This window comes from Pedobacter vanadiisoli (genome assembly GCF_042684385.1).
GTDB classification, from domain to species: domain Bacteria; phylum Bacteroidota; class Bacteroidia; order Sphingobacteriales; family Sphingobacteriaceae; genus Pedobacter; species Pedobacter vanadiisoli.
Genome location: NZ_JBHULL010000009.1, coordinates 461,625 through 481,270 on the forward strand (window position 1 = coordinate 461,625; position 19,646 = coordinate 481,270).

Genomic DNA, 19,646 nt, shown 5'->3' on the forward strand with positions numbered 1-19,646 from the left:
TAAACCTAAGAACAAATCAATATGAAATGGACTAAGAAACTGGCCTTTATGCTGCTTTTTTGTGTAACCACAGCTATTGTTAAGGCACAGCAGATTAAAGATGGGGAAACGGTAAATGTAAATGGTATTGCGGTAACCTATACCATTGTGAATAAAGAAAAGATAAACATCAAAGACCAGAACTTTGATCGTTATAAAGTTTTGGCTTCGGTAAAAAACAACAGCGGCAAATCGTTTAATATTCGTCTGGCTAGTTCGCTTGATTTATCTGGGATAACCAATTCAAAAATAGTAGAATTAGATTGTACCAATGCTACAGGTGCGAGGTTAACCTCAAAAAAGCTACAGGTTAGCATGAAAACGCATTTAATTAATGTTACCTATGCTACAAAAGATAAAGATGGAAAAACCATCAGCGCAGTATTGCCGGTTACAGCCGGATATTATTTCGATCAGGGACAGGTAATAGAAAGTGATGCTATTTTTATTGTACCTGCTGGAGAAACGCCACAAGTGGTGGTAAGAAGTTTATTAAAGAATTAAAAACAGCATTGCGGGTGTTGGATCAGTAAAGCTGATTATTTTAACTACGTATTGTGTTAAGTATTCATAACGAAAAAAGCACCGGTTTTAGCCAGTGCTTTTTTATGCAATTCGCTGAAAACTCCAATCTAAGAGCTCCCAACTCCAAACTACTTCTTCAATCCAATTTCCCTTAGTCTTTCATCCAGGTATTCTCCAGCCGTCATATCGCTATAAGCTTTAGGATGTTCTGCATCGATGGTTGATGGTAAACTGGTTAAATCCATATCACTGCGTGGATGTAGGAAAAAAGGCACTGAGTAACGTGACGTTTTCATCAATTCGCGCGGAGGGTTTACCACACGGTGAGTAGTCGATTTTAATTTATTATTGGTTAAACGTTGCAACATATCGCCAACATTTACCACAATATCGGTATGGTGCGCTTTAATTGGCAGCCATTCATTGCTGCGGGTTAATACTTCCAGTCCATCGGCACTTGCGCCAATGAGCAAGGTAATGAGGTTAATGTCTTCATGTGCGCCAGCACGTACCGCGTCATCAGGAATTGTTTCAGGATTTTCGATCGGGAAGTAATGTATGCCCCTTAAAATAGAATTTCCATTGTGCACATGTTTATCAAAATAGTTAATAGGCAATTCTAAATAAGTAGCAATGGCGCGCAGTAAATGCGTTCCGTTTTCTTCCAGTTTTTTATAGATATCGCTTGTTACTTTATTAAACTCAGGCAGTTCCTCCAGGATTTCGTTGTCAGGATATTCGTTTTTAACCGGATCGCCATCGGTAACTTCTTGGCCAATCTGCCAAAATTCTTTCAGATCTGGTGTTTTAGCACCTTTAGCTGTTTCTTTGCCTGCACTGGTATATCCACGCTGACCGGCCAGTTCAGGCTTTTCGTATTTTCTTTTAATTTCAATAGGGAGCGAAAAAGCGGCTTTAATATTGTCGTAAAGCTTGTCGATCAATTCCTGGCTTAAACCATGGTTGGTAATGGTAACAAACCCCGAATCGTTAAAAGCCCTGCCCAATTCGTCAGAAAACTTTTTGCGGTCTTCTTCAGAGCCATTAATGTAAGAGCCTAAATCCAGGCAAGGAATATACGGTGTAGACATAAATTTAAATTTTTAATGTTATACGAATTTAAAAAAAGAATTGTTAATAAGTGCATTTGAGTGATGCAATGTCTGTTTAAAAATCTGTTTGTCAGCAATCTAAGTTATTAACATTGGTCGCGAAATTAACAGCTTGTTGCGATTGTCACACAAAATCCATTATTGATTTCATGCAAACTACTACCTGTTTTTTTGCGTATAATTAGAGACGAATTATTCAAGATGGCTGTAAGGTTTAGCGCTTGTTCCCGACTAATAACTAAAAAACGCAGAGATGAAACTATCAATGATTGCATTTTTACAGGCAATCGGGTAAAAAAATATGGTCGTTTCGTTACAGATAAAAATAAATAACACACAATGAAAAAAATAATTTTAATTCTATTGGCTGTATTGGCATTAAACCAGACCCATGCACAAGGTAAAAAGACAGAGAAAGCAACTTTTGGAATGGGCTGTTTTTGGTGTACAGAAGCGATATTTCAACGGTTGAAGGGAGTAGTTTCTGTAAAATCGGGCTATGAAGGCGGTACTTTGGCCAATCCAACTTACGAAGAGGTGTGCACAGGCGCCACCGGCCATGCAGAGGTTTTAGAAATTACCTATAATCCGATGGTAATTTCGTATGACGATTTATTGGAGGTTTTTTGGAAAAGCCATGATCCGACAACCTTAAACCGCCAGGGAGCCGATAGCGGTACACAATACCGTTCGGTGGTTTTTTACCATACACCTGAACAAAAACTCCTGGCCGAAAAATATAAGGCAGAATTAAATAAAACCAATGCTTATGGCAAAAAAGTGGTTACTGCTATTGAAGCTGCCAAACCGTTTTATGTGGCCGAAAACTACCACCAGAATTATTTCAATAAAAACGGAAGTGAGCCTTATTGCAGGTTGGTCATCCAGCCGAAAATAGATAAGCTCGAAAAAATATTTAAAGCGAAGCTTAAAAATTAACTACTTGTTTTGTTAGCCCTACCCTAAATGGTGTAGGGCTTTTTCTTGCTCAATTACCAGGCTGTGGTAAAAAACACTAATGCCAAAAAATAGCCGGAACTGAAAGGTGTTGTTTGATTTCAGGTTTATTGAAAAACTATTAAAAAATAGAGCTATTTTAATGTATAATGATAAAATATTACAGGTATTAGGTAGGGTTTTTGAAATATTGATAACCTGATCCTAATGTTGTTTTAATGTCTTTTTAAAATTTAGGATTTTTGATTTAAAACTTTGGACCAAACTTTGATAAATGCTTCTGTAAAAAGAAAATATTTCTAATTTTTAGGCAATTTTTTTAAGATTTAATGGCTTAAAATTCGTGTGATGTTTAAAATCGTTCTAAATTTGTAACTCCTTTAAAGTAAGATGACAAAAAAGAAAAAGACAGTTGGTAAAACTGACGCTGATGTAATTTTAATAGGGGCTGGCATCATGAGTGCAACCCTCGGTGTTTTATTAAAACAATTAGAGCCCAACTTAAGTGTAGAAATTTACGAACGTTTGGATATTGCAGCAGCAGAAAGTTCTGATGCATGGAATAATGCCGGAACCGGGCACTCCGCATTTTGTGAATTAAACTATACACCCGAAAAGAAAGACGGTACCATTGAAATCAAAAAAGCAGTTCAGATTGCCGAACATTTTGAGGTATCTAAGCAGTTTTGGTCTTACTTAGTAAATAAGGAACTGGTTTCTGATCCATGTAATTTTATCCGGAATATCCCTCACATGAGTTTTGTATGGGGAAAAAAGAATATAGAATATCTTAAAAAACGTTACGATGCTTTAACCCAATGTGATCTTTTTAGCGATATGCAGTACACAGAAGATCCTGAGCTGGTAAAAAGCTGGGCCCCCCTGATTATGGATGGCCGTAAGAAAAACGAAAAAGTTGCAGCAACAAAAATGGATTTAGGTACCGATGTTAATTTTGGTACTTTAACCCGCGATATGTTTAACAACCTGAAGCAGCAACCCAACGTAAATTTGTTCTTTAACCATGAAATTCGCGACCTTAAAAAAAATAAGGATGGCAACTGGATTGTAAAGGTGAAAGATCTGGATAGTGGCGATAAGCGTAAACGTGTAGCTAAATTTGTATTTATAGGTGCTGGTGGCGGTTCTTTGCCATTGCTGGAAAAATCAGATATTCCGGAAGGAAAAGGTTTCGGCGGTTTCCCGGTAAGCGGACAATGGCTGAAATGTACCAATGAGGAAATCATTAAAAAACACCATGCAAAGGTATACGGAAAGGCGGCAGTTGGTGCGCCGCCAATGTCGGTACCGCATTTGGATACCAGAATGATTAATGGCAAACAAGCCTTGTTGTTTGGTCCGTATGCCGGTTTTTCTACTAAATTCCTTAAAAACGGTTCGTTCCTTGACCTGCCAAAATCAATTAAATTTAACAATATCCGTCCGATGATTTCGGCAGGATTGCATAACCTCGATTTAACAAAATATTTGATAGAGCAGGTGAGGCAGTCGCCGGAAGACCGGTTGGAAGCGTTGAAAGAATATTTGCCAACTGCCGAACTTAAGGATTGGGAATTGGAATATGCCGGACAGCGGGTGCAGGTAATTAAAAAAGACGAAAAACAAGGTGGTATTTTAGAGTTTGGTACTGAGGTGGTAAGTGCAGCCGATGGTTCCATTGCCGCATTGCTGGGTGCTTCTCCAGGTGCTTCAACAGCGGTATCGATCATGCTCGATTTATTAAACCGTTGTTTTGCAGAAGATCTGGCAACAGAAGAATGGCAGGCTAAAATTAAAGAGATGATCCCAACCTATGGAAAATCGCTGGCCCAGGATGCTGAACTTTGTAAAGCAACCAGGAATGAAACTTCGAAGGTATTGAAAATAGAAAATACAGTACTGGCTTAAGCGATAAGCAGAATAATTTTTAGAAGGTCCCGGGCAATCGGGGCCTTTTTTGTTGTTTATATTGTTCCACGAAACGTTCCTACGGAACGACACAAATAATAAAAACATTATTTGTGCTACCTACGAAACGTCCCTCTGGTACGGCACATATCTGTCTGTAGCGTTAAGCATAGCGTCTCTATGGATTGATGAATCAAATTGAGTTTATAACTCGATGTTTAAGTTGAGTCGCGGAGACTCTTTCTTATGCTGTAATCCGTAGCGCCTTTCTGAACACTTAGTTAAAATCTTAACATCATAATACGTCCCAACGGGACGTGTTGTAGGTAACATCAGAAGAAGAGAGCTTTTTCGTTCCGTATGAACGTTTGGTGTTTTTATACTCAGGCTTTACGGTAATAAACCTGATGGGAACGGCACCTTTTTGGCTGCCACCCCGGAACGGAGTAGAAGTATAGCCAAAAAGTACAGTGTACAGCAGGGCTACCTTAACCGATAACACGCTGAACATTGCTTTACTAAAAAATAAGCGATTACCAAAAAAGGGTATCCAATTGCTTGAATACCCTTTGTCTGAATTTTTTTATCTTTAAGCTGCAATTACTTCTGCAACTTCACTGGCAGAAATATCGCTATGCGAGGCTTCCAGTACACAATCGCCGTTTTTAATTAATAAAATTTGCGGCGATTGATGGGCTACCTGAAAGATTTCGGCAATCTGGTTGGAAATATCACGATAGCTGATTAAATCTAAAAAATAAAGTTTTGTATCTGCCGGGATTATATCCCAATCAAATTCGAAATTCTTTTTAGCCATTAAGCTGATCGAGCAACGCGTGCTATGCTTAAAAATTAGGCTAAAACCGCTTGCGTTTTTAATTTCATCAAGCTGTTCTATTGAAGTTAAGTTAACCCAAGTCATGATATGATATAGTTTTACAGGATAACATGTGTAGTGAAATAAAGTTCTACAAATGACCTGTATATGAGATTACAAATGAGATAGATTAATTCCTTCTGCGTTTTCCTTCCGGGTAAGACCCATAAGCAGGACAAAGTTTAGAAGAACAAGATTCTAAAATGGTAATGGTGCAAAACACCGCCAATAATAAAATGGCTACTTTTTTCATCTGTGTAAGTTTGTTTCAATGATAATGAAGCTATCATGAACTGGTCGTGATGGTTTCATTTAATCTGATAATTTTTAAACTTCTAAGTTACAAATAATTATTAAAACACAAGTTTAAATCTGTGCTGAAAAATCAGCCATTTTAATGGCCGTAATTGCAGCCTCATCGCCTTTATTGCCGTGTTTCCCGCCTGCACGGTCTTGTGCCTGCTCCAGGTTGTTAGTGGTTAAAACCCCGAAAATGACGGGTTTACTGTATTTGATGCCAACATTGGTGATGCCCTGTGCCACCGCATCGCAGATAAAATCGAAATGTTTGGTATCACCCTGGATCACACAACCTAAACAGATTACAGCATCAATATCGCTCCTTTTGCTCAGCAGGATTTCTGCACCACCGGTTAATTCAAAACTTCCGGGTACAGGTAAAGAAATAATGTTTTCTTCGGCAACGCCATTTGCTAACAGGGTTTTTAATGCACCATTGTATAAAGCACCGGTAATTTCGGCATTCCATTCGGCTACAATAATCCCGAATTTATAGTTTGCACCACTCGGAACGGTAGTATGAGAGAAATCGGATAGATTTTTTAATTGTGTTGACATGGGGCAAAGATAATGTTATGCCACGAATGTTAAAAACCTTAATGTTTGCTGGTTGTAACATTTAGTTCATTAATACTTAGATTCGTGTAAGAATCAGATAAATATTTACCGCTTATGGAATTTAAGCGTTCAGCTCATCTATATTAAAAACGCAAGCCAGCTATGAATATATCATTACGCCTCTCCAGTTTATTTTTTCTCCTCATTTTACTGTCGTTACATCTTTCCGCCCAGCAGAAATATACACTCGACGATTTTTACAGGGTCGATTCTATTGCTAACCAGGGCAAACCAAAAGACGCACTTGCCCTGATTGAAAAAATAAATGAACAGGCACGACAAACGAACAATACGCCTTTGCTGGTTAAATCGGTTATTTACCGGATGATGTTTCAGAGTTACCTGGAAGAAAATGCATTTGATAAGATTTTGATCGATCTGCGCAAAGATATCAGTAGTGCTAAACAGCCTGAAAAAAGCATTTTACAATCACTTTTGGCCGAAACCTATTGGAATTACCTGCAACAGAACCGTTGGCAGATTAACCAGCGTACCCAGGTTCAGGGCGATATTGGCGATGACATTAAAACCTGGGATATTAAAAAACTGAATGAGGAAACCGTAAAGTATTATATGCTATCGTTAAAGGAGAGTCAGGTTTTACAGCAGACCAAGGTAGATACTCTGGATGCGGTTTTGGCAGGAGATAAAAAATACCGAAGCTTTAGGCCCACCTTATATGATCTGCTGGCCCACCGTGCCATCGATGTTTTTAGTAATACACAGCTGAACCTAACTCAATATGAAGATGAATTAATCGATATGAGTAATGTTGACTGGTTTGGAAACAGACAAACATTTTTAAATACGACAATACCAACTGATAGTACTTTATTTAATGTCCAGGCTTTACAGCTATTTAAAAACCTGATCAGATTTCATCAGAACAGCGGTAATTCTTCAGCATTGGATGATGTGGATTTAAAACGGCTAAAATTTATGCAACAGCATTTTGCCAGCAACGGGCAAGAGTTATACAGTAAAGCTTTAACTCAGTTGGCTGAGCAAAGTACCCAAAGCGAAGTTTTTGCTAATGTTTTGTACGAGCAGGCCATTATCCATAAAAATGCACAATTACCTGTTGATAGCAATAAACAAAACCTGATTACTGCAGTTGCTTTGGCTGAAAAAGCCATAAATGCTTATCCAAACAGCATTGGGGCTGAGAATGCCAGGAATTTAGTTGAAGAGATTAAAAGTAGTAGTTTGTCTGTTAAAGTAAAAGAATTTGTGCAGCCTGACCGGCCCGCTCAATTATATCTATCTTATAAAAATGCAGATAGCATACAGCTGAGCTTGTATCATTCGCCAGAATTGAAAAATGAATATGAACAATTTAAAAACAAGGCCGATTTTTTAGCTTTTTTAAGAAAAAATAAAACCATTAGGCAATGGGTAATCGCTGTTCCTAAAACCAATGATTATCAAACCCACAGTTTGGTTGATAAAATTGAGGCATTGCCTTTGGGTAGTTATACTTTAATTGCCCAAACCATTAACCGTAAACAGGGCGATACTGTGTATAGCAACATTAATTTTAAGGTTACGGCAATGGCGGTTATTAATCGGCGTAGTATTGATAAACATGAATATTTTGTTAGTCGGCTGGATAATGGTACGCCTTTAAAAAATGTAACCATCAGGCAGAGGAGGTATGATTACAATACCGGTAAATACATTGATGGCGGATTATTAACTACAGATGCAAATGGTTACGCCAGTACAACCGAAGTACAGGAAGGTATGAGTGCCGCATTGATAAAGCTGGGTAAGGATGAATTACAGATCAATATCAACAATTATAATAGCTACCGGGATGATGAAGATGAGGAAAAGGAACGTGTAATTCTATTTACTGACAGACCGATTTACCGCCCCGGACAGAACGTCTATTATAAGGGATTGTGTTTGAAAATCCAGAATGGAAAAAATAAGATTGCGGTAAATAAGGCAGTTGATATTTCTTTTAATGATGCCAATGGAAAAGAGATTACATCAGTAAAATTAATAAGTAATGATTATGGCACATTTCAGGGTTCGTTTACCATTCCAATGGGTATATTGAATGGCCAGATGGAAATAGAAACCAAACATGGCAGCATTGCTGTACAGGTTGAAGAATATAAGCGGCCTACTTTCGAAGTGGTTTTTGATAAAGTCAACAAGCATTATAAACTGAATGACAGCATTAGGGTAGAGGGTAAGGCAATTTCTTTTTCAGGTTATTCGGTAAGCAATGCGAAGGTAAATTATAAAGTTTTCAGGAGCGTGAGGGATGATTACAGGCCCGGCTATATACAGCGGAGTGCGATTTATGGATCCAGGATGTATGCCGAAAGAAAACAGGTGGCCATCGGTAAAACCAACACCAAAGCCGGGGGTAAATTTGAGATCACTTTTTTCGCAAACGCCACTGATACCAAAGCAAATTACAGCTACGAAATTGTGGCTGATATTACCGATTTAAATGGCGAAACCCGTTCAAAGACAACCAGCATAAATGTAGGGAAAAAGGATATAATGCTTAATATCAGTACAGAACAGGTGGTGTATTTGAGTGGTAGGCCTGATAGTATCCCATTTTCGGTTACCAACTTAAACAACGAAACCATTAAGGCTGATGTTAAAGCAGAATGGAATTTGTTACAGGCGCCATCGAGGCTGATGAACAAAAGCCCGTTTTATGCCGAAAATTACGCCTTGAGTAAGAAAGATTTTATTAAAAACTTTCCTGATGATGATTACGACAATGAACTCGAAGTGGCTAAATGGCCGGTAAAGTCGGTAGAATTTAAGCAGAACTTGAGTGCTAAAAATGGTCGTGGAAGCTTAAATTTTAGTCAGAAAGACCTGAAGCCAGGTTATTATAAAATCAGGTTAACGGCTGTAAATGGGCAAAATGATACGGTTAAAGTAGATAAATACCTGGTGGTTTATCATGAAGCGCCAGCGGTAATACAATCAAACATCGAGTGGATTACACCAGAAGTTACAGTAATCAAACCCGGCGAAAGCGCTATCTTCCGTTTGGCAGGTTTTGCAGAGAACAGCAAGGCTTATTATGAGGTTTATTATCGCGATAGCATAGCCGAAAAGGTATGGATCAATTTATCGCCTAAACAGAGCATCCTTAAAATACAACCCAAAACCAGTTACAACGATGGTTTTGCTGTACAGTTTGTAATGGTACATCAGGGTACTGTTTATAACTCCATGCAGCAGGTTAAAATTGTAGATCCACAGAAAGAACTGAACATCCGCTTTTTAACCTTTCGCGATAAATTACAACCCGGTGAAAAGGAAAGCTGGAAACTGCAAATCAATAATAACAAGGGAGAAAAACAAATGGCCGAAATGGTGGCCACACTTTACGATGCAAGTTTAGACGACCTTAAGCCGATGAACTGGAATACCAATCTGCAAACCAGTTTTAATTATGGTTTTTATAACTGGAATTTCAATACAAACAATGTTGCTAACCCGAGTTACCTATGGTTTTTAAGACCAGACAGGGACTACAGCGTAATTACCCGGGGTTACGAAAGTCTTAATCTGTTTGGTTATAACTATTATGGCGGATATAATTACGGATACCGGAACTACATCCGCAATTTACAACAGGCTAAACGAAAAGATTTATCGCCGGAAGTGGTAAAAAAACTGGCAGAGTTAGAAAAAGGTAAATTAATTTATGGGGTGGTGTTCGATAGCCAGGGTGCAATACTGCCGGGTGTACAGGTGAGTGTAGGCAAAAAGGTAAGCACAACCAATGTTTTTGGTATTTATACCATTGATGCCAAAGCGGGGGAGACACTACGTTTTTCTTTTATTGGCTTTAAGCAATACACCGTTAAGGGGGGTAACAAAAAACGGGTTGATGTAACACTAAAAGAAGATGGGAGCACTTTAAATGAAGTAATTGTGACCGGTTATGGTGCGCGAAAAAAGGAAAATTTAACCGGAGCAGTAATAAAGCTTAGAGGTGTAGCTTTACCAGCAGCAGAGAGCCTGGCGGCACCAACAGTTGAGAAATTAAAAAGTGCAGTTTCAGGTAGAGAAGCATTGCTTGATAGACTGCCAGATCCAACGTTACGCCAGGAAGTAGGACCGCTTCAATATAAAAAAACAGATATCGCCACCCGTACCAACTTTAATGAACTTGCGTTTTTCTACCCGCAACTGTTAACGGATGCCAAAGGTGAAATCATAATCGAATTTACCATACCGCAAAGTTTAACCCGCTATAAAATGATGGGCTTTGCGCATACCAAAGATTTAAGAACGGCATCCATAACCAATGAACTGGTTACGCAGAAGCAATTGGCCATTGCAATCAATGCACCACGTTTTTTCCGCGAAGGTGATACCATTTTATTAAGTGCCAAACTCAATAACCTGGCAGGTAAAAAACTTACAGGTAACGCCAGTTTAGCACTTACCGATGCCTTAACAGGAAAATCAATCAGGATTTTTGGCGCAGACGATCAGCCGGAAAAAACTTTTGAAGTGGATGATGCGGGCAATACCGTTATAAAATGGACCTTAATTATCCCATCGGGCATTAGCGCCATTACCTATAAAGTTTTGGCTCAAAGTGGTAAATTTAGCGATGGCGAAGAAAATACTGTTCCGGTGTTAGCTAATGCCATGTTGATAACTGAAAGCATGCCGATAAATGTTCGGGGCAACACCACTAAAACTTTCGATTTCGAAAAACTCGAAAAATCCGGCAGTTCTAAAACCATGCGCAACCAAGGCCTGACTTTCGAGTTTACCTCAAACCCCGTTTGGTATGCTGTACAGGCCTTGCCCTATCTGATGGAATATCCTTATGAGTGCGCTGAGCAGACTTTTAGCCGCTTTTATGCCAATAGCTTTGCAACGGGAATCATGAATTCATCTCCAAAAATCAAAACGGTTTTTGAGCAATGGAAAAATACCAATAATGGCGAAGCATTGTTATCCAACCTGGAGAAAAATCAGGAACTAAAATCGATTTTACTGGAAGAAACGCCTTGGGTACGCAATGCAGATCATGAAACCGAACGTAAAAAACGTTTGGCAACACTTTTCGACTTAAACAGAATGACCTATGAATTAAAAAGCAATTTTGAGAAGTTAGAAAAAATGCAGTTTAACAACGGCGCTTTCCCATGGTTTAGTGGCATGCGTGAAGACCGGTATATTACCCAGCACATTGTTTTGGGTATGGGCCAGTTAAAAAAACTGAAAATGGTTGATGAAAAGGCCTATCCGAAATTTAATACCATACTCAATAAAGCAATTGTTTACCTTGATGCGGCATTGGTAAGGGATTATAAAGATGAAATGAAAGGGAAACGCATGGCTTATTTGCCACTGCATTACCTGTTTGCCAGAAGTTATACCAATCAAAAAAATACCAATGCTGACTTCGTTAAAGCCAAAGATTTTTACCTTAAAAAGCTGGCATCCGGATGGAAAACTTTCGATACCTATCAGCTGGCGCAAACGGCATTGGTGCTCAATAGAAATGGCAATACTGCAGAAGCAAAAAAAATCATTACGCTGTTAAGCCAAACCGCCCAACAAAATGACGAACTGGGAATGTACTGGGCTACCAACAAAGCAGGATGGTGGTGGTACCAAAGTCCGGTTGAAACACAGGCTTTATTGATTGAAGCCTTTGATGAAGTGGCTAACGATGTCAGAGCGGTTGAGGAAATGAAAATCTGGTTGCTCAAAAACAAACAAACCAACGATTGGAAAACTACAAAAGCTACTACAGCAGCCTGTTATGCTTTGTTAATGAGGGGTACCGATTTATTAACCGAAAGTAACGAACCAGAAATTACCATTGATGGCCGGAAATTAGCAGAGCTGCAACAGCCCAATGCGGCAAAAGAGGCTGGTACCGGTTATCAGAAAATAAGCATTGCTGGAGCAGATGTTAAACCCGGAATGGGGAGGGTAGAAGTTAAAAACAATAACAAAACCATAGGCTGGGGCGCATTATACTGGCAGTATTTTGAGCAATTGGATAAAATCACACCTGCAAATACTGGCATTAAAATCAAAAAACAGTTATTTATTCAAAAAACCAGTGATAAAGGTGATGTGCTAACACCGCTTACTGGTAGCAGTGTTTTAACACCAGGCGATTTACTGAAAGTACGGATAGAAATTTATTGCGACAGGGATATGGAATACCTCCATTTAAAAGATATGCGTTCATCAGGTTTCGAACCTGTAAATGTAATTTCCAGGTATAAGTATCAGGATGGATTGGGTTATTATGAGAGTACAAAAGATGCTTCAACCAATTTCTTCATCAGTTATATGCCAAAAGGAACCTATGTGTTCGAATATCCGTTAAGGGTAACCCATGCAGGAAGTTTTTCAAACGGGATTACCAGTTTGCAGAGCATGTATGCACCTGAGTTTACCACACATTCTGTAGGAATTAGGGTGAATGTAAAATAATTGGCTCGCAAACCTCGCCGGTTTTTAAAACCTGTAAAGTTTAGATTGCATCAGGTAAGTTGAATGCCGCCATAAGTGGCCCCGATGGGAATAATTTTATCACCTATCCAAATTTGGCTGCGGTCAAATTTGGATACTTTGTTTTTAGCGACAATAAATGCCCGGTGACAGCGGATAAAATCTGTCTTTGGCAGCAGTTCGGCGAGGTCGTTGATGGTAATACGGGAACTCAGCAATTTGTCTTTTAATTGGATCTTTGTATAATTTCCGGAGGCTTCCACATAAAGGATATCATCTAATTCAACCTTTACCTGTTCATAACCATCTTTTATAAAAATGTATTCCGTTTTTGCTTCCTGTTTCTGGCCACGCAGGTTGAAGAGCTCGTGGGCCTTATTGCAGGCTTTTAAAAAACGCGAAAGTGAAAAAGGTTTTAACAAATAATCAACAGCATCCAGTTCAAAACTTTGCACCGCATGTTCCGTATAGGCCGTGGTGAAAATAACCATCGGTGCTTTACTTAAACTCTTTAAAAAATCAATGCCGCTGATGTCGGGCATTTTAATGTCCAAAAAAATCAGGTCAACCTTATTATGTTGAAGATAACTGATGGCGGCAAAGGCATCGGTAAAGGTTTGAACCAATTCTACAAACGGAACTTTCGAAGCATGCGATTTTATAATATCCAGCGCAATCGGTTCATCATCTATAGCAATGGCAATCATATTTGTTTCTGTTTTTAATCTCTTTTGTTTTGCTAAGGAAGGAAGCGTTTCCAAGGTAACATTCAATCGTCATCTCGACTGAAGTGAAACGCAATGGAGAGATCTGCTGATATATAGATTTCTCGGCTTTGTTGCACTGCGCTCGAAATGACGACATCCTGGGGCCAATAATAGGGATTTTTACAAACAAATTTCGGGATTAACCCAATTTTCACTTCAATTTTTGTTTCCGATAAACTTACTGCCTTAATCCAACTGTAAAGTCAAGTGAACAAAAAATTCGTTGGCACTTTCACGGATAATCAGTTCATGTTTTCCATAATAAAGTAATGATAACCGTTGTTTTACATTTTCTAAACCTATACCACTTTTTAATTTTTCAGGATCGTTATCGGCTTTGATATAAATACTGTTGCTAACATCAAAATATAAAGTCTTTTCTTTGGTCTGTAAAGTAATTTTAATGTATGATGGCTGTTGCAGACTGATCCCATGTTTAAAGGCATTTTCGATAAACGGGATCAATAACATTGGTGTAATCTGCAAATTGTTCAGCTGTTCTTCAATATGGGCTTCAATCCTGATATCTGCCGAACGCGAGGTGCGGAGTTTTTGTAGATCGATATAGTTGTTCAGGTATTCTACCTCGCGGGTAAGCGAAATTTTATCCTGTGTATTTTCGTGGAGCATAAAACGCATCATATCGCCCAGTTTTTGAATACCCTCGCCGGTTCTTTCTGCATTTTCCTGTAAAGCTGTTCCATAAAGGGTGTTTAAGGCATTGAATAAAAAGTGCGGGTTGATCTGCGATTTTAAGAAATTCAGGTTGGCGTCTGATTTGCCCAACTCCGTTTTCAGCATCTGTATTTCGCTCAGTTTTTCAAACTTGTGTTTGTAGATATACCAAGCTAATGGCGTGGTGATGCAGATTAAACATATGGCATTCAAAATCAGTGTAATGGGAACAATTTCCCTGTTATGCATAAAAGGTATAAGTATAATCAGAAGCAGCAGCGAAATGATAATGGTTAAACCTACATTTCCCCAAAAATACCTGCCAAAACCTTTAAAATTCTTCCGCAGATTTGGAATGATGTAATAAATGGCACAAAAAGCAAAGAAAATATTTACAGGAGGTACAAGTAGCCAAATAATTAATATTTCATAATCGATCTTTAAGGAGAGTACTGCCGCAAATACCATCAAGGAAATCAACCAGATTTTTGTGGTGGTAAAAACTTCAGGTATAATGTTGTTATTGTTTTGCTTTAACAGCGGAATTCTTTTGAGCAGTTCAATTCCACGCTCGTTAAAATAAGCGTAAGTATTAAAAAGCAGGTAAAGAAAAAAGATATAGGTAAAAGCCTCGCCAAAAAACATATCATAAGCTTTATCTAAATTATCATATTCAACTATTCTGTAAGCCTGCGAATAAGTATTGGTAACCATCCAGGCAATAATAGAAAAGATGGTAACAGCAACCGTAATAATCAGGTTCATGGCGATGTGCTGTTTTCTTGCCAATTGGGGCATCGAAACAAAATTGAAAAGCAAAAAGCTAAAGTAAAGGATACTGATTTTGAAGATCTCGGGCAGAAAGAAATTTTGCATTACGCTATAATCAAGCGAATGTTGCGAAAAATGATAAGCGCTGCCACCACCGTAAGTTGTCTGCGTGCAGATACTGATCAGTGCAAAAATAAATAAGGTAGTTGAAATCCAAAACTCAAGCTGATTGATGTTTTTGGTGGTATAGGGTTTACCAGAAATAATTTCCATTTTTTTTAGTTTACAGTACAATTTTACAAAGAGAATCGGCTGTAATATTTAAAATGTGATGGATAAGGCAAAAAATGTGACGAATGAACAGGAATTACAGGGTTTTAAGATGAGATGATAATTCCATCAGCCGTATTATATTAACCTCATTTGACCATTAAGGTTTAACATTAGTTCTTAAGCTGTTTGGCATTGGTTATTACGAATAGATCATTGGGTATATTCCGTTACATTTTCCATTTTTTACTATCTTTGAAAAGGATTGTTGGGTTATTTCCCATCATCTATTGTACAATTTCCATTTATCATACATTCATTTATCAATATGACCGTTTACGGAATTCCAAATTGCAACACAGTTAAAAAATCGCTCGATTGGTTAAAAGACCATCATATTGATTTTGAATTTCACGATTTTAAGAAAAAGGGCGTAACTGAAGAGAAGCTGAACGAATGGTGCAATACTTTTGGCTGGGAAACCGTGCTGAACAGAAAGGGATTAACGTGGAAAAAACTGACTAAAGAGGAACAGTCCAAAATTGATAATCAAGCCCTGGCTGTGGCTTACTTAAAAGAGAATACAAGCGCCATCAAACGACCGGTTATTGAGCAAAATAACAAAGCAATATTAATTGGATTTGATGATGAAAATTATTTAAAAACACTAACCTAATTCATTTGTTCTAATGTTAAAGTTTGTTAAAAGCAGATTTTAAACGTCGAACTAATTTACTTTTGAGTATGTACAGACTGATCATTTTTCTATTGCTTGTCCTGCCTATAGGCGTCTTTGCTCAAACGGTAACTACAGGTACGGTTTTCGATTTTACGAAAAAAACACTTTCCATTCCGGGTGTTTCGGTGAGGAACCTGAACAGTAAAAAGTCGACCACTACAAACAAAGATGGTAAATATACCATTGCTGCAAATATTGGCGACCTTATTGAGTTTTCGGCGGTAGGTTATCATACCGATACTTTATATTTGACGAACCTCTTAAACCGTACCATATACCTTCCGGTTAAAACAAACAATTTAAATGATGTTGAGGTAAGTGCGATAAGGATGAACAGTAAGATTACCGATGCAAAAGATCCTTTGGCAGAAAAGTATACGTTACTCAGTACAGGCGGTAATTTAAACCGTAAGCGTATGACCGACAAAGTTGGGGGCTTGGGCCTGAACCTGGGTTATGGCAAATACAAAAGGCAACAGCGTAAAGAGGCTGATTTGGAAGAAAAGGAAATGTACCAGCAGGAAATCGATGAAAATTTTACGCCCAAAGCCATTACCGATCTGACCAAACTGGAAGGCGAAGAACTTAAAAACTTTATGATTATTTACAGGCCATCCATAGAAGCTGTAAAAGGAGAAAGGCCTTTCCGTTATGCTTTTTACATCTCGCGTGCCTTTGTGGCATGGAAAAAATTAAGTCCGCAGGAAAGAAAGCTTCAGGATCTGCCAAAATTAAAGGTTAATTAAGCGGATAAAATTCTCACTTAACTAAAATTGTAGCCACTATTGGTAACATTATAACCACAAATAAAACTGTATGTGGTTATTTTCTATATTTACCGCAATATAACAACCTTATTATTATCATGAAATTGACTAAACTGATTAATTTTGGTTTGGTTTGTTGTGTTGTTGCTTTTTCGGCATCTGCTCAACAGGCTACATCCCCTACACCAGCGACCAATTATAACCCTGCTGAAGCATTTGGTCCGTTATTTTACACCCAGAACGGAAACGAATTCCGTTCGGCAATTGGCGCACCCGGGCCAAAATACTGGCAAAACCGTGTAGATTATAATATTACTGCCACCCTTGACGATGCCAGGAATATGGTTTCGGGAACAGTTACCATTACCTACAAAAACAATAGTCCCGATAAGTTACCCTACTTATGGTTACAACTGGATCAGAATACCTTTAAAGAAACTTCAAGAGGTTATGCCATTACCCCTTCACGCAGTCGTTATGGTGCGCAGGGTGAAAAATTTGATGGTGGATATAAAATCCAGAACATTAGTGTCGCGCAAAAAGCAGGTGCTGTAAAGTTTACTTCTTTGGTAGAAGATACCCGTATGCAGATTCGCTTAGATCAACCATTGGCGGCTAATGGAGATATAATAACCATTAAAATGGATTACTCGTACATTGTGCCAAAAGAAGGATCGGACAGAACAGGGCATTTGACCACTAAAAACGGCGAAATCTTTGCCATTGCACAGTGGTTCCCTCGTATGTGCGTTTACGATGATGTAATTGGTTGGAATACACTGCCTTATTGGGGTGGTGGAGAGTTTTATTGCGAATATGGCGACATCAATTATGCCATTACTGCACCTGCAAGCCATATTGTAATGGGCTCAGGCGAATTATTAAACCCTACAGAAGTATTTACCGCAGAGCAGTTAAAAAGATGGAACGAGGCTAAACAGAGCGATGCTACCGTACATATTCGTACAGAGGCAGAAGTAACCGATCCAAAATCACGTCCGGCAAAAGATAAATTAACGTGGAGATTTAAAATTACCAATGCCCGCGATGCCGCCTGGGCTTCATCCAAAGCATTTGTATTGGATGCAGCGCGGTATAAGCTTCCAAGTGGTAAAACAGGGTTAGCCGTTTCTGCTCAGCCGGTAGAAAGTAACGGGCTTGATTCTTACGGCCGTGGTGTAGAATATGTAAAATCTACCATCGAGCATTATTCATCAAAATGGTTCGAGTATCCTTACCCGATGGCTGTAAATGTGGCAACCAATATTGGAGGTATGGAATATCCCGGTATTGTTTTCTGTGGCTGGAAGGCTAAAAAAGCCGGCGCGTGGGGAGTAATCGATCATGAATTTGGTCACACCTGGTTCCCTATGATTGTGGGCTCCAACGAACGTAAATATGGTTGGATGGATGAAGGTTTTAATACTTTCATTAATGGAATCTCGAAGAAAAACTTTAATAATGGCGAATATGCTGGTCAGCCGGCCGATTTACATAGAATCGGTAAAAATATTATTGGCAATCCGGTTTACGAAAACATCATGCTGATGCCTGATGGTATGACTGAAAGAAACATCGGTAATAATTTATACAGCAAACCAGGCTGGGGGCTGGATATTTTAAGAAACCAGATTTTAGGTGAAGACCGTTTTGATTATGCTTTTCGTCAGTACATTAAAAACTGGGCATTTAAACACCCAACACCGTTTGATTTCTTTCGTTCGATGGAAAACGGGGCTGGCGAAGATTTAGCCTGGTTTTGGAGAAGCTGGTGGTTAAATAACTGGAAAATGGACCAGGGTATTGCTGCAGTTGACCAGGTAAAGAAAGACGATAAACTGGTAGGTTACACCATTAGAGTAGTTAACCTGGAAAGAATGCCGATGCCGATTATCCTCCAGATCAAAACCAAAAGCGGAAAAACCGATGTTGTAAAGGTTCCGGTTGATGTTTGGATGAAAAACACCAGCTGGCTGGTGCGTTACCCAACAACAGAAGAAATTGAATCAGTTACTTTAGATCCGGGTAAAGTATTGCCGGATTCGAACCCTGATAACGATACCTGGACAGCTACAGGTAGCTAAGTTCGGATTAATAATTAGAAGCCTCCTGATTTTAAAAGATCAGGAGGTTTTTTATTGCAAACTACCGACGCTTTATTGTAGGCTATAAGATAATTTAGCGCTCAAAATTTACAGATATGGAAAAACCGGTTTTAGAAATTACTAATCCTGATGGTATATATGACCCTCGTGCACATGGCTATTCTCACGTGGCTTCAGTTTCGGCCCAAAGTCAACTGGTATTTGTTGCCGGCCAGGGCGGTAGCAGAACAGATGGCATTTTAAGTGATGACTTTGGTACACAGGTAAGCATTGTTTTCGAAAATATTGCCTTGGCGTTAAAAAGCAAAAATTTAACCATGGCCAACATTGCTAAACTCACTACTTTGGTGGTAGATTATGATGAAGCCAAGCATAAGATCCTGATCGAAGAATCCAACAAAATATGGCCTGACCAAAAATTTCCGGTAAATACGCTTATCCCGGTACAAAAATTGGCTTTAAATGGCATGCTGATCGAAATTGACGCTACGGCTGTGGGTTAACTTATCAATCCGCTTAGCATTATTGTTAAATTGGTATTGTTTTGGAAATGAAGGATTCTGTGCTCTTGGCGGTTTTTAGTCCCGCTTTCCGTTCAAGTCCTCGCTGTGTGGACTGCCCCCAAAAAGTTGGACACTTTAATAGGAGCATTTTATGAGCAGAAAAATTAAGTATAGTCTGGAATTTAAACTGGCTATCATCGGTCAGGTCTTAAGTAGAGAGAAATCTTTGGTTT

General features: G+C 38.8%; 15 protein-coding genes. 8 read left to right on the plus strand and 7 right to left on the minus strand.

The window, feature by feature from the left end:
* Window positions 1-21: 21 nt before the first annotated feature.
* Window positions 22-543 carry a hypothetical protein gene (locus ACFSR6_RS13090; RefSeq protein WP_379079607.1) on the plus strand — a complete coding sequence of 174 codons (522 nt, stop codon included), beginning with the start codon at window positions 22-24 and terminating at the stop codon, window positions 541-543.
* Window positions 544-692: 149 nt separating this feature from the next.
* Here the strand turns inward: ACFSR6_RS13090 and ACFSR6_RS13095 are convergent, their stop codons facing one another.
* Window positions 693-1,655, minus strand: a complete 963-nt coding sequence (locus ACFSR6_RS13095; protein WP_379079609.1) for an isopenicillin N synthase family dioxygenase — start codon at window positions 1,653-1,655, stop codon at window positions 693-695.
* A gap of 360 nt (window positions 1,656-2,015) precedes the next feature.
* Here ACFSR6_RS13095 and msrA point away from each other — a divergent pair, with 360 nt between their 5' ends.
* Complete coding sequence (gene msrA, locus ACFSR6_RS13100) at window positions 2,016-2,615, plus strand: peptide-methionine (S)-S-oxide reductase MsrA (protein ID WP_379079611.1); 600 nt, start codon at window positions 2,016-2,018, stop codon at window positions 2,613-2,615.
* A 408-nt stretch (window positions 2,616-3,023) separates the two neighbouring features.
* Window positions 3,024-4,541 carry a malate:quinone oxidoreductase gene (locus ACFSR6_RS13105; protein ID WP_379079613.1) on the plus strand — a complete coding sequence of 506 codons (1,518 nt, stop codon included), beginning with the start codon at window positions 3,024-3,026 and terminating at the stop codon, window positions 4,539-4,541.
* Between the two features lie 295 nt (window positions 4,542-4,836).
* Here the strand turns inward: ACFSR6_RS13105 and ACFSR6_RS13110 are convergent, their stop codons facing one another.
* The 4 genes from ACFSR6_RS13110 to ribH form a co-directional block, all read right to left on the minus strand.
* Window positions 4,837-5,052, minus strand: coding sequence for a hypothetical protein (locus ACFSR6_RS13110; protein WP_379079615.1), 216 nt, complete (start codon window positions 5,050-5,052; stop codon window positions 4,837-4,839).
* A 78-nt stretch (window positions 5,053-5,130) separates the two neighbouring features.
* The gene (gene ytxJ, locus ACFSR6_RS13115; protein WP_379079617.1) at window positions 5,131-5,463 is read right to left on the minus strand and encodes a bacillithiol system redox-active protein YtxJ; all 333 of its coding nucleotides are present in this window, start codon (window positions 5,461-5,463) and stop codon (window positions 5,131-5,133) included.
* Between the two features lie 85 nt (window positions 5,464-5,548).
* Complete coding sequence (locus ACFSR6_RS13120) at window positions 5,549-5,671, minus strand: hypothetical protein (RefSeq protein ID WP_255420130.1); 123 nt, start codon at window positions 5,669-5,671, stop codon at window positions 5,549-5,551.
* A 113-nt stretch (window positions 5,672-5,784) separates the two neighbouring features.
* Window positions 5,785-6,276, minus strand: coding sequence for a 6,7-dimethyl-8-ribityllumazine synthase (gene ribH / locus ACFSR6_RS13125; RefSeq protein ID WP_090501043.1), 492 nt, complete (start codon window positions 6,274-6,276; stop codon window positions 5,785-5,787).
* Between the two features lie 162 nt (window positions 6,277-6,438).
* Here ribH and ACFSR6_RS13130 point away from each other — a divergent pair, with 162 nt between their 5' ends.
* Window positions 6,439-12,798 carry an alpha-2-macroglobulin family protein gene (locus ACFSR6_RS13130; protein WP_379079619.1) on the plus strand — a complete coding sequence of 2,120 codons (6,360 nt, stop codon included), beginning with the start codon at window positions 6,439-6,441 and terminating at the stop codon, window positions 12,796-12,798.
* Between the two features lie 50 nt (window positions 12,799-12,848).
* Here ACFSR6_RS13130 and ACFSR6_RS13135 read toward each other — a convergent pair whose 3' ends face one another.
* Together ACFSR6_RS13135 and ACFSR6_RS13140 are read right to left on the minus strand one after the other, a co-directional pair.
* A complete protein-coding gene (locus tag ACFSR6_RS13135; RefSeq protein WP_379079621.1) occupies window positions 12,849-13,523 on the minus strand; it encodes a LytR/AlgR family response regulator transcription factor in 675 nt (224 codons plus the stop codon).
* A gap of 246 nt (window positions 13,524-13,769) precedes the next feature.
* Window positions 13,770-15,302, minus strand: coding sequence for a sensor histidine kinase (locus ACFSR6_RS13140; RefSeq protein WP_379079623.1), 1,533 nt, complete (start codon window positions 15,300-15,302; stop codon window positions 13,770-13,772).
* A gap of 325 nt (window positions 15,303-15,627) precedes the next feature.
* Here ACFSR6_RS13140 and ACFSR6_RS13145 point away from each other — a divergent pair, with 325 nt between their 5' ends.
* The 4 genes from ACFSR6_RS13145 (at window position 15,628) to ACFSR6_RS13160 (ending at window position 19,413) form a co-directional block, all read left to right on the plus strand.
* Window positions 15,628-15,975: a Spx/MgsR family RNA polymerase-binding regulatory protein gene (locus ACFSR6_RS13145; protein WP_379079625.1), complete on the plus strand. Its 348-nt coding sequence runs from the start codon at window positions 15,628-15,630 to the stop codon at window positions 15,973-15,975.
* A 68-nt stretch (window positions 15,976-16,043) separates the two neighbouring features.
* A complete protein-coding gene (locus ACFSR6_RS13150) occupies window positions 16,044-16,784 on the plus strand; it encodes a carboxypeptidase-like regulatory domain-containing protein (RefSeq protein ID WP_379079627.1) in 741 nt (246 codons plus the stop codon).
* Between the two features lie 119 nt (window positions 16,785-16,903).
* On the plus strand, window positions 16,904-18,889 hold the full coding sequence (locus ACFSR6_RS13155; protein ID WP_379079629.1) for a M1 family metallopeptidase: 1,986 nt from the start codon (window positions 16,904-16,906) through the stop codon (window positions 18,887-18,889).
* Between the two features lie 116 nt (window positions 18,890-19,005).
* Complete coding sequence (locus tag ACFSR6_RS13160; protein ID WP_379079630.1) at window positions 19,006-19,413, plus strand: RidA family protein; 408 nt, start codon at window positions 19,006-19,008, stop codon at window positions 19,411-19,413.
* Window positions 19,414-19,646: the final 233 nt, after the last annotated feature.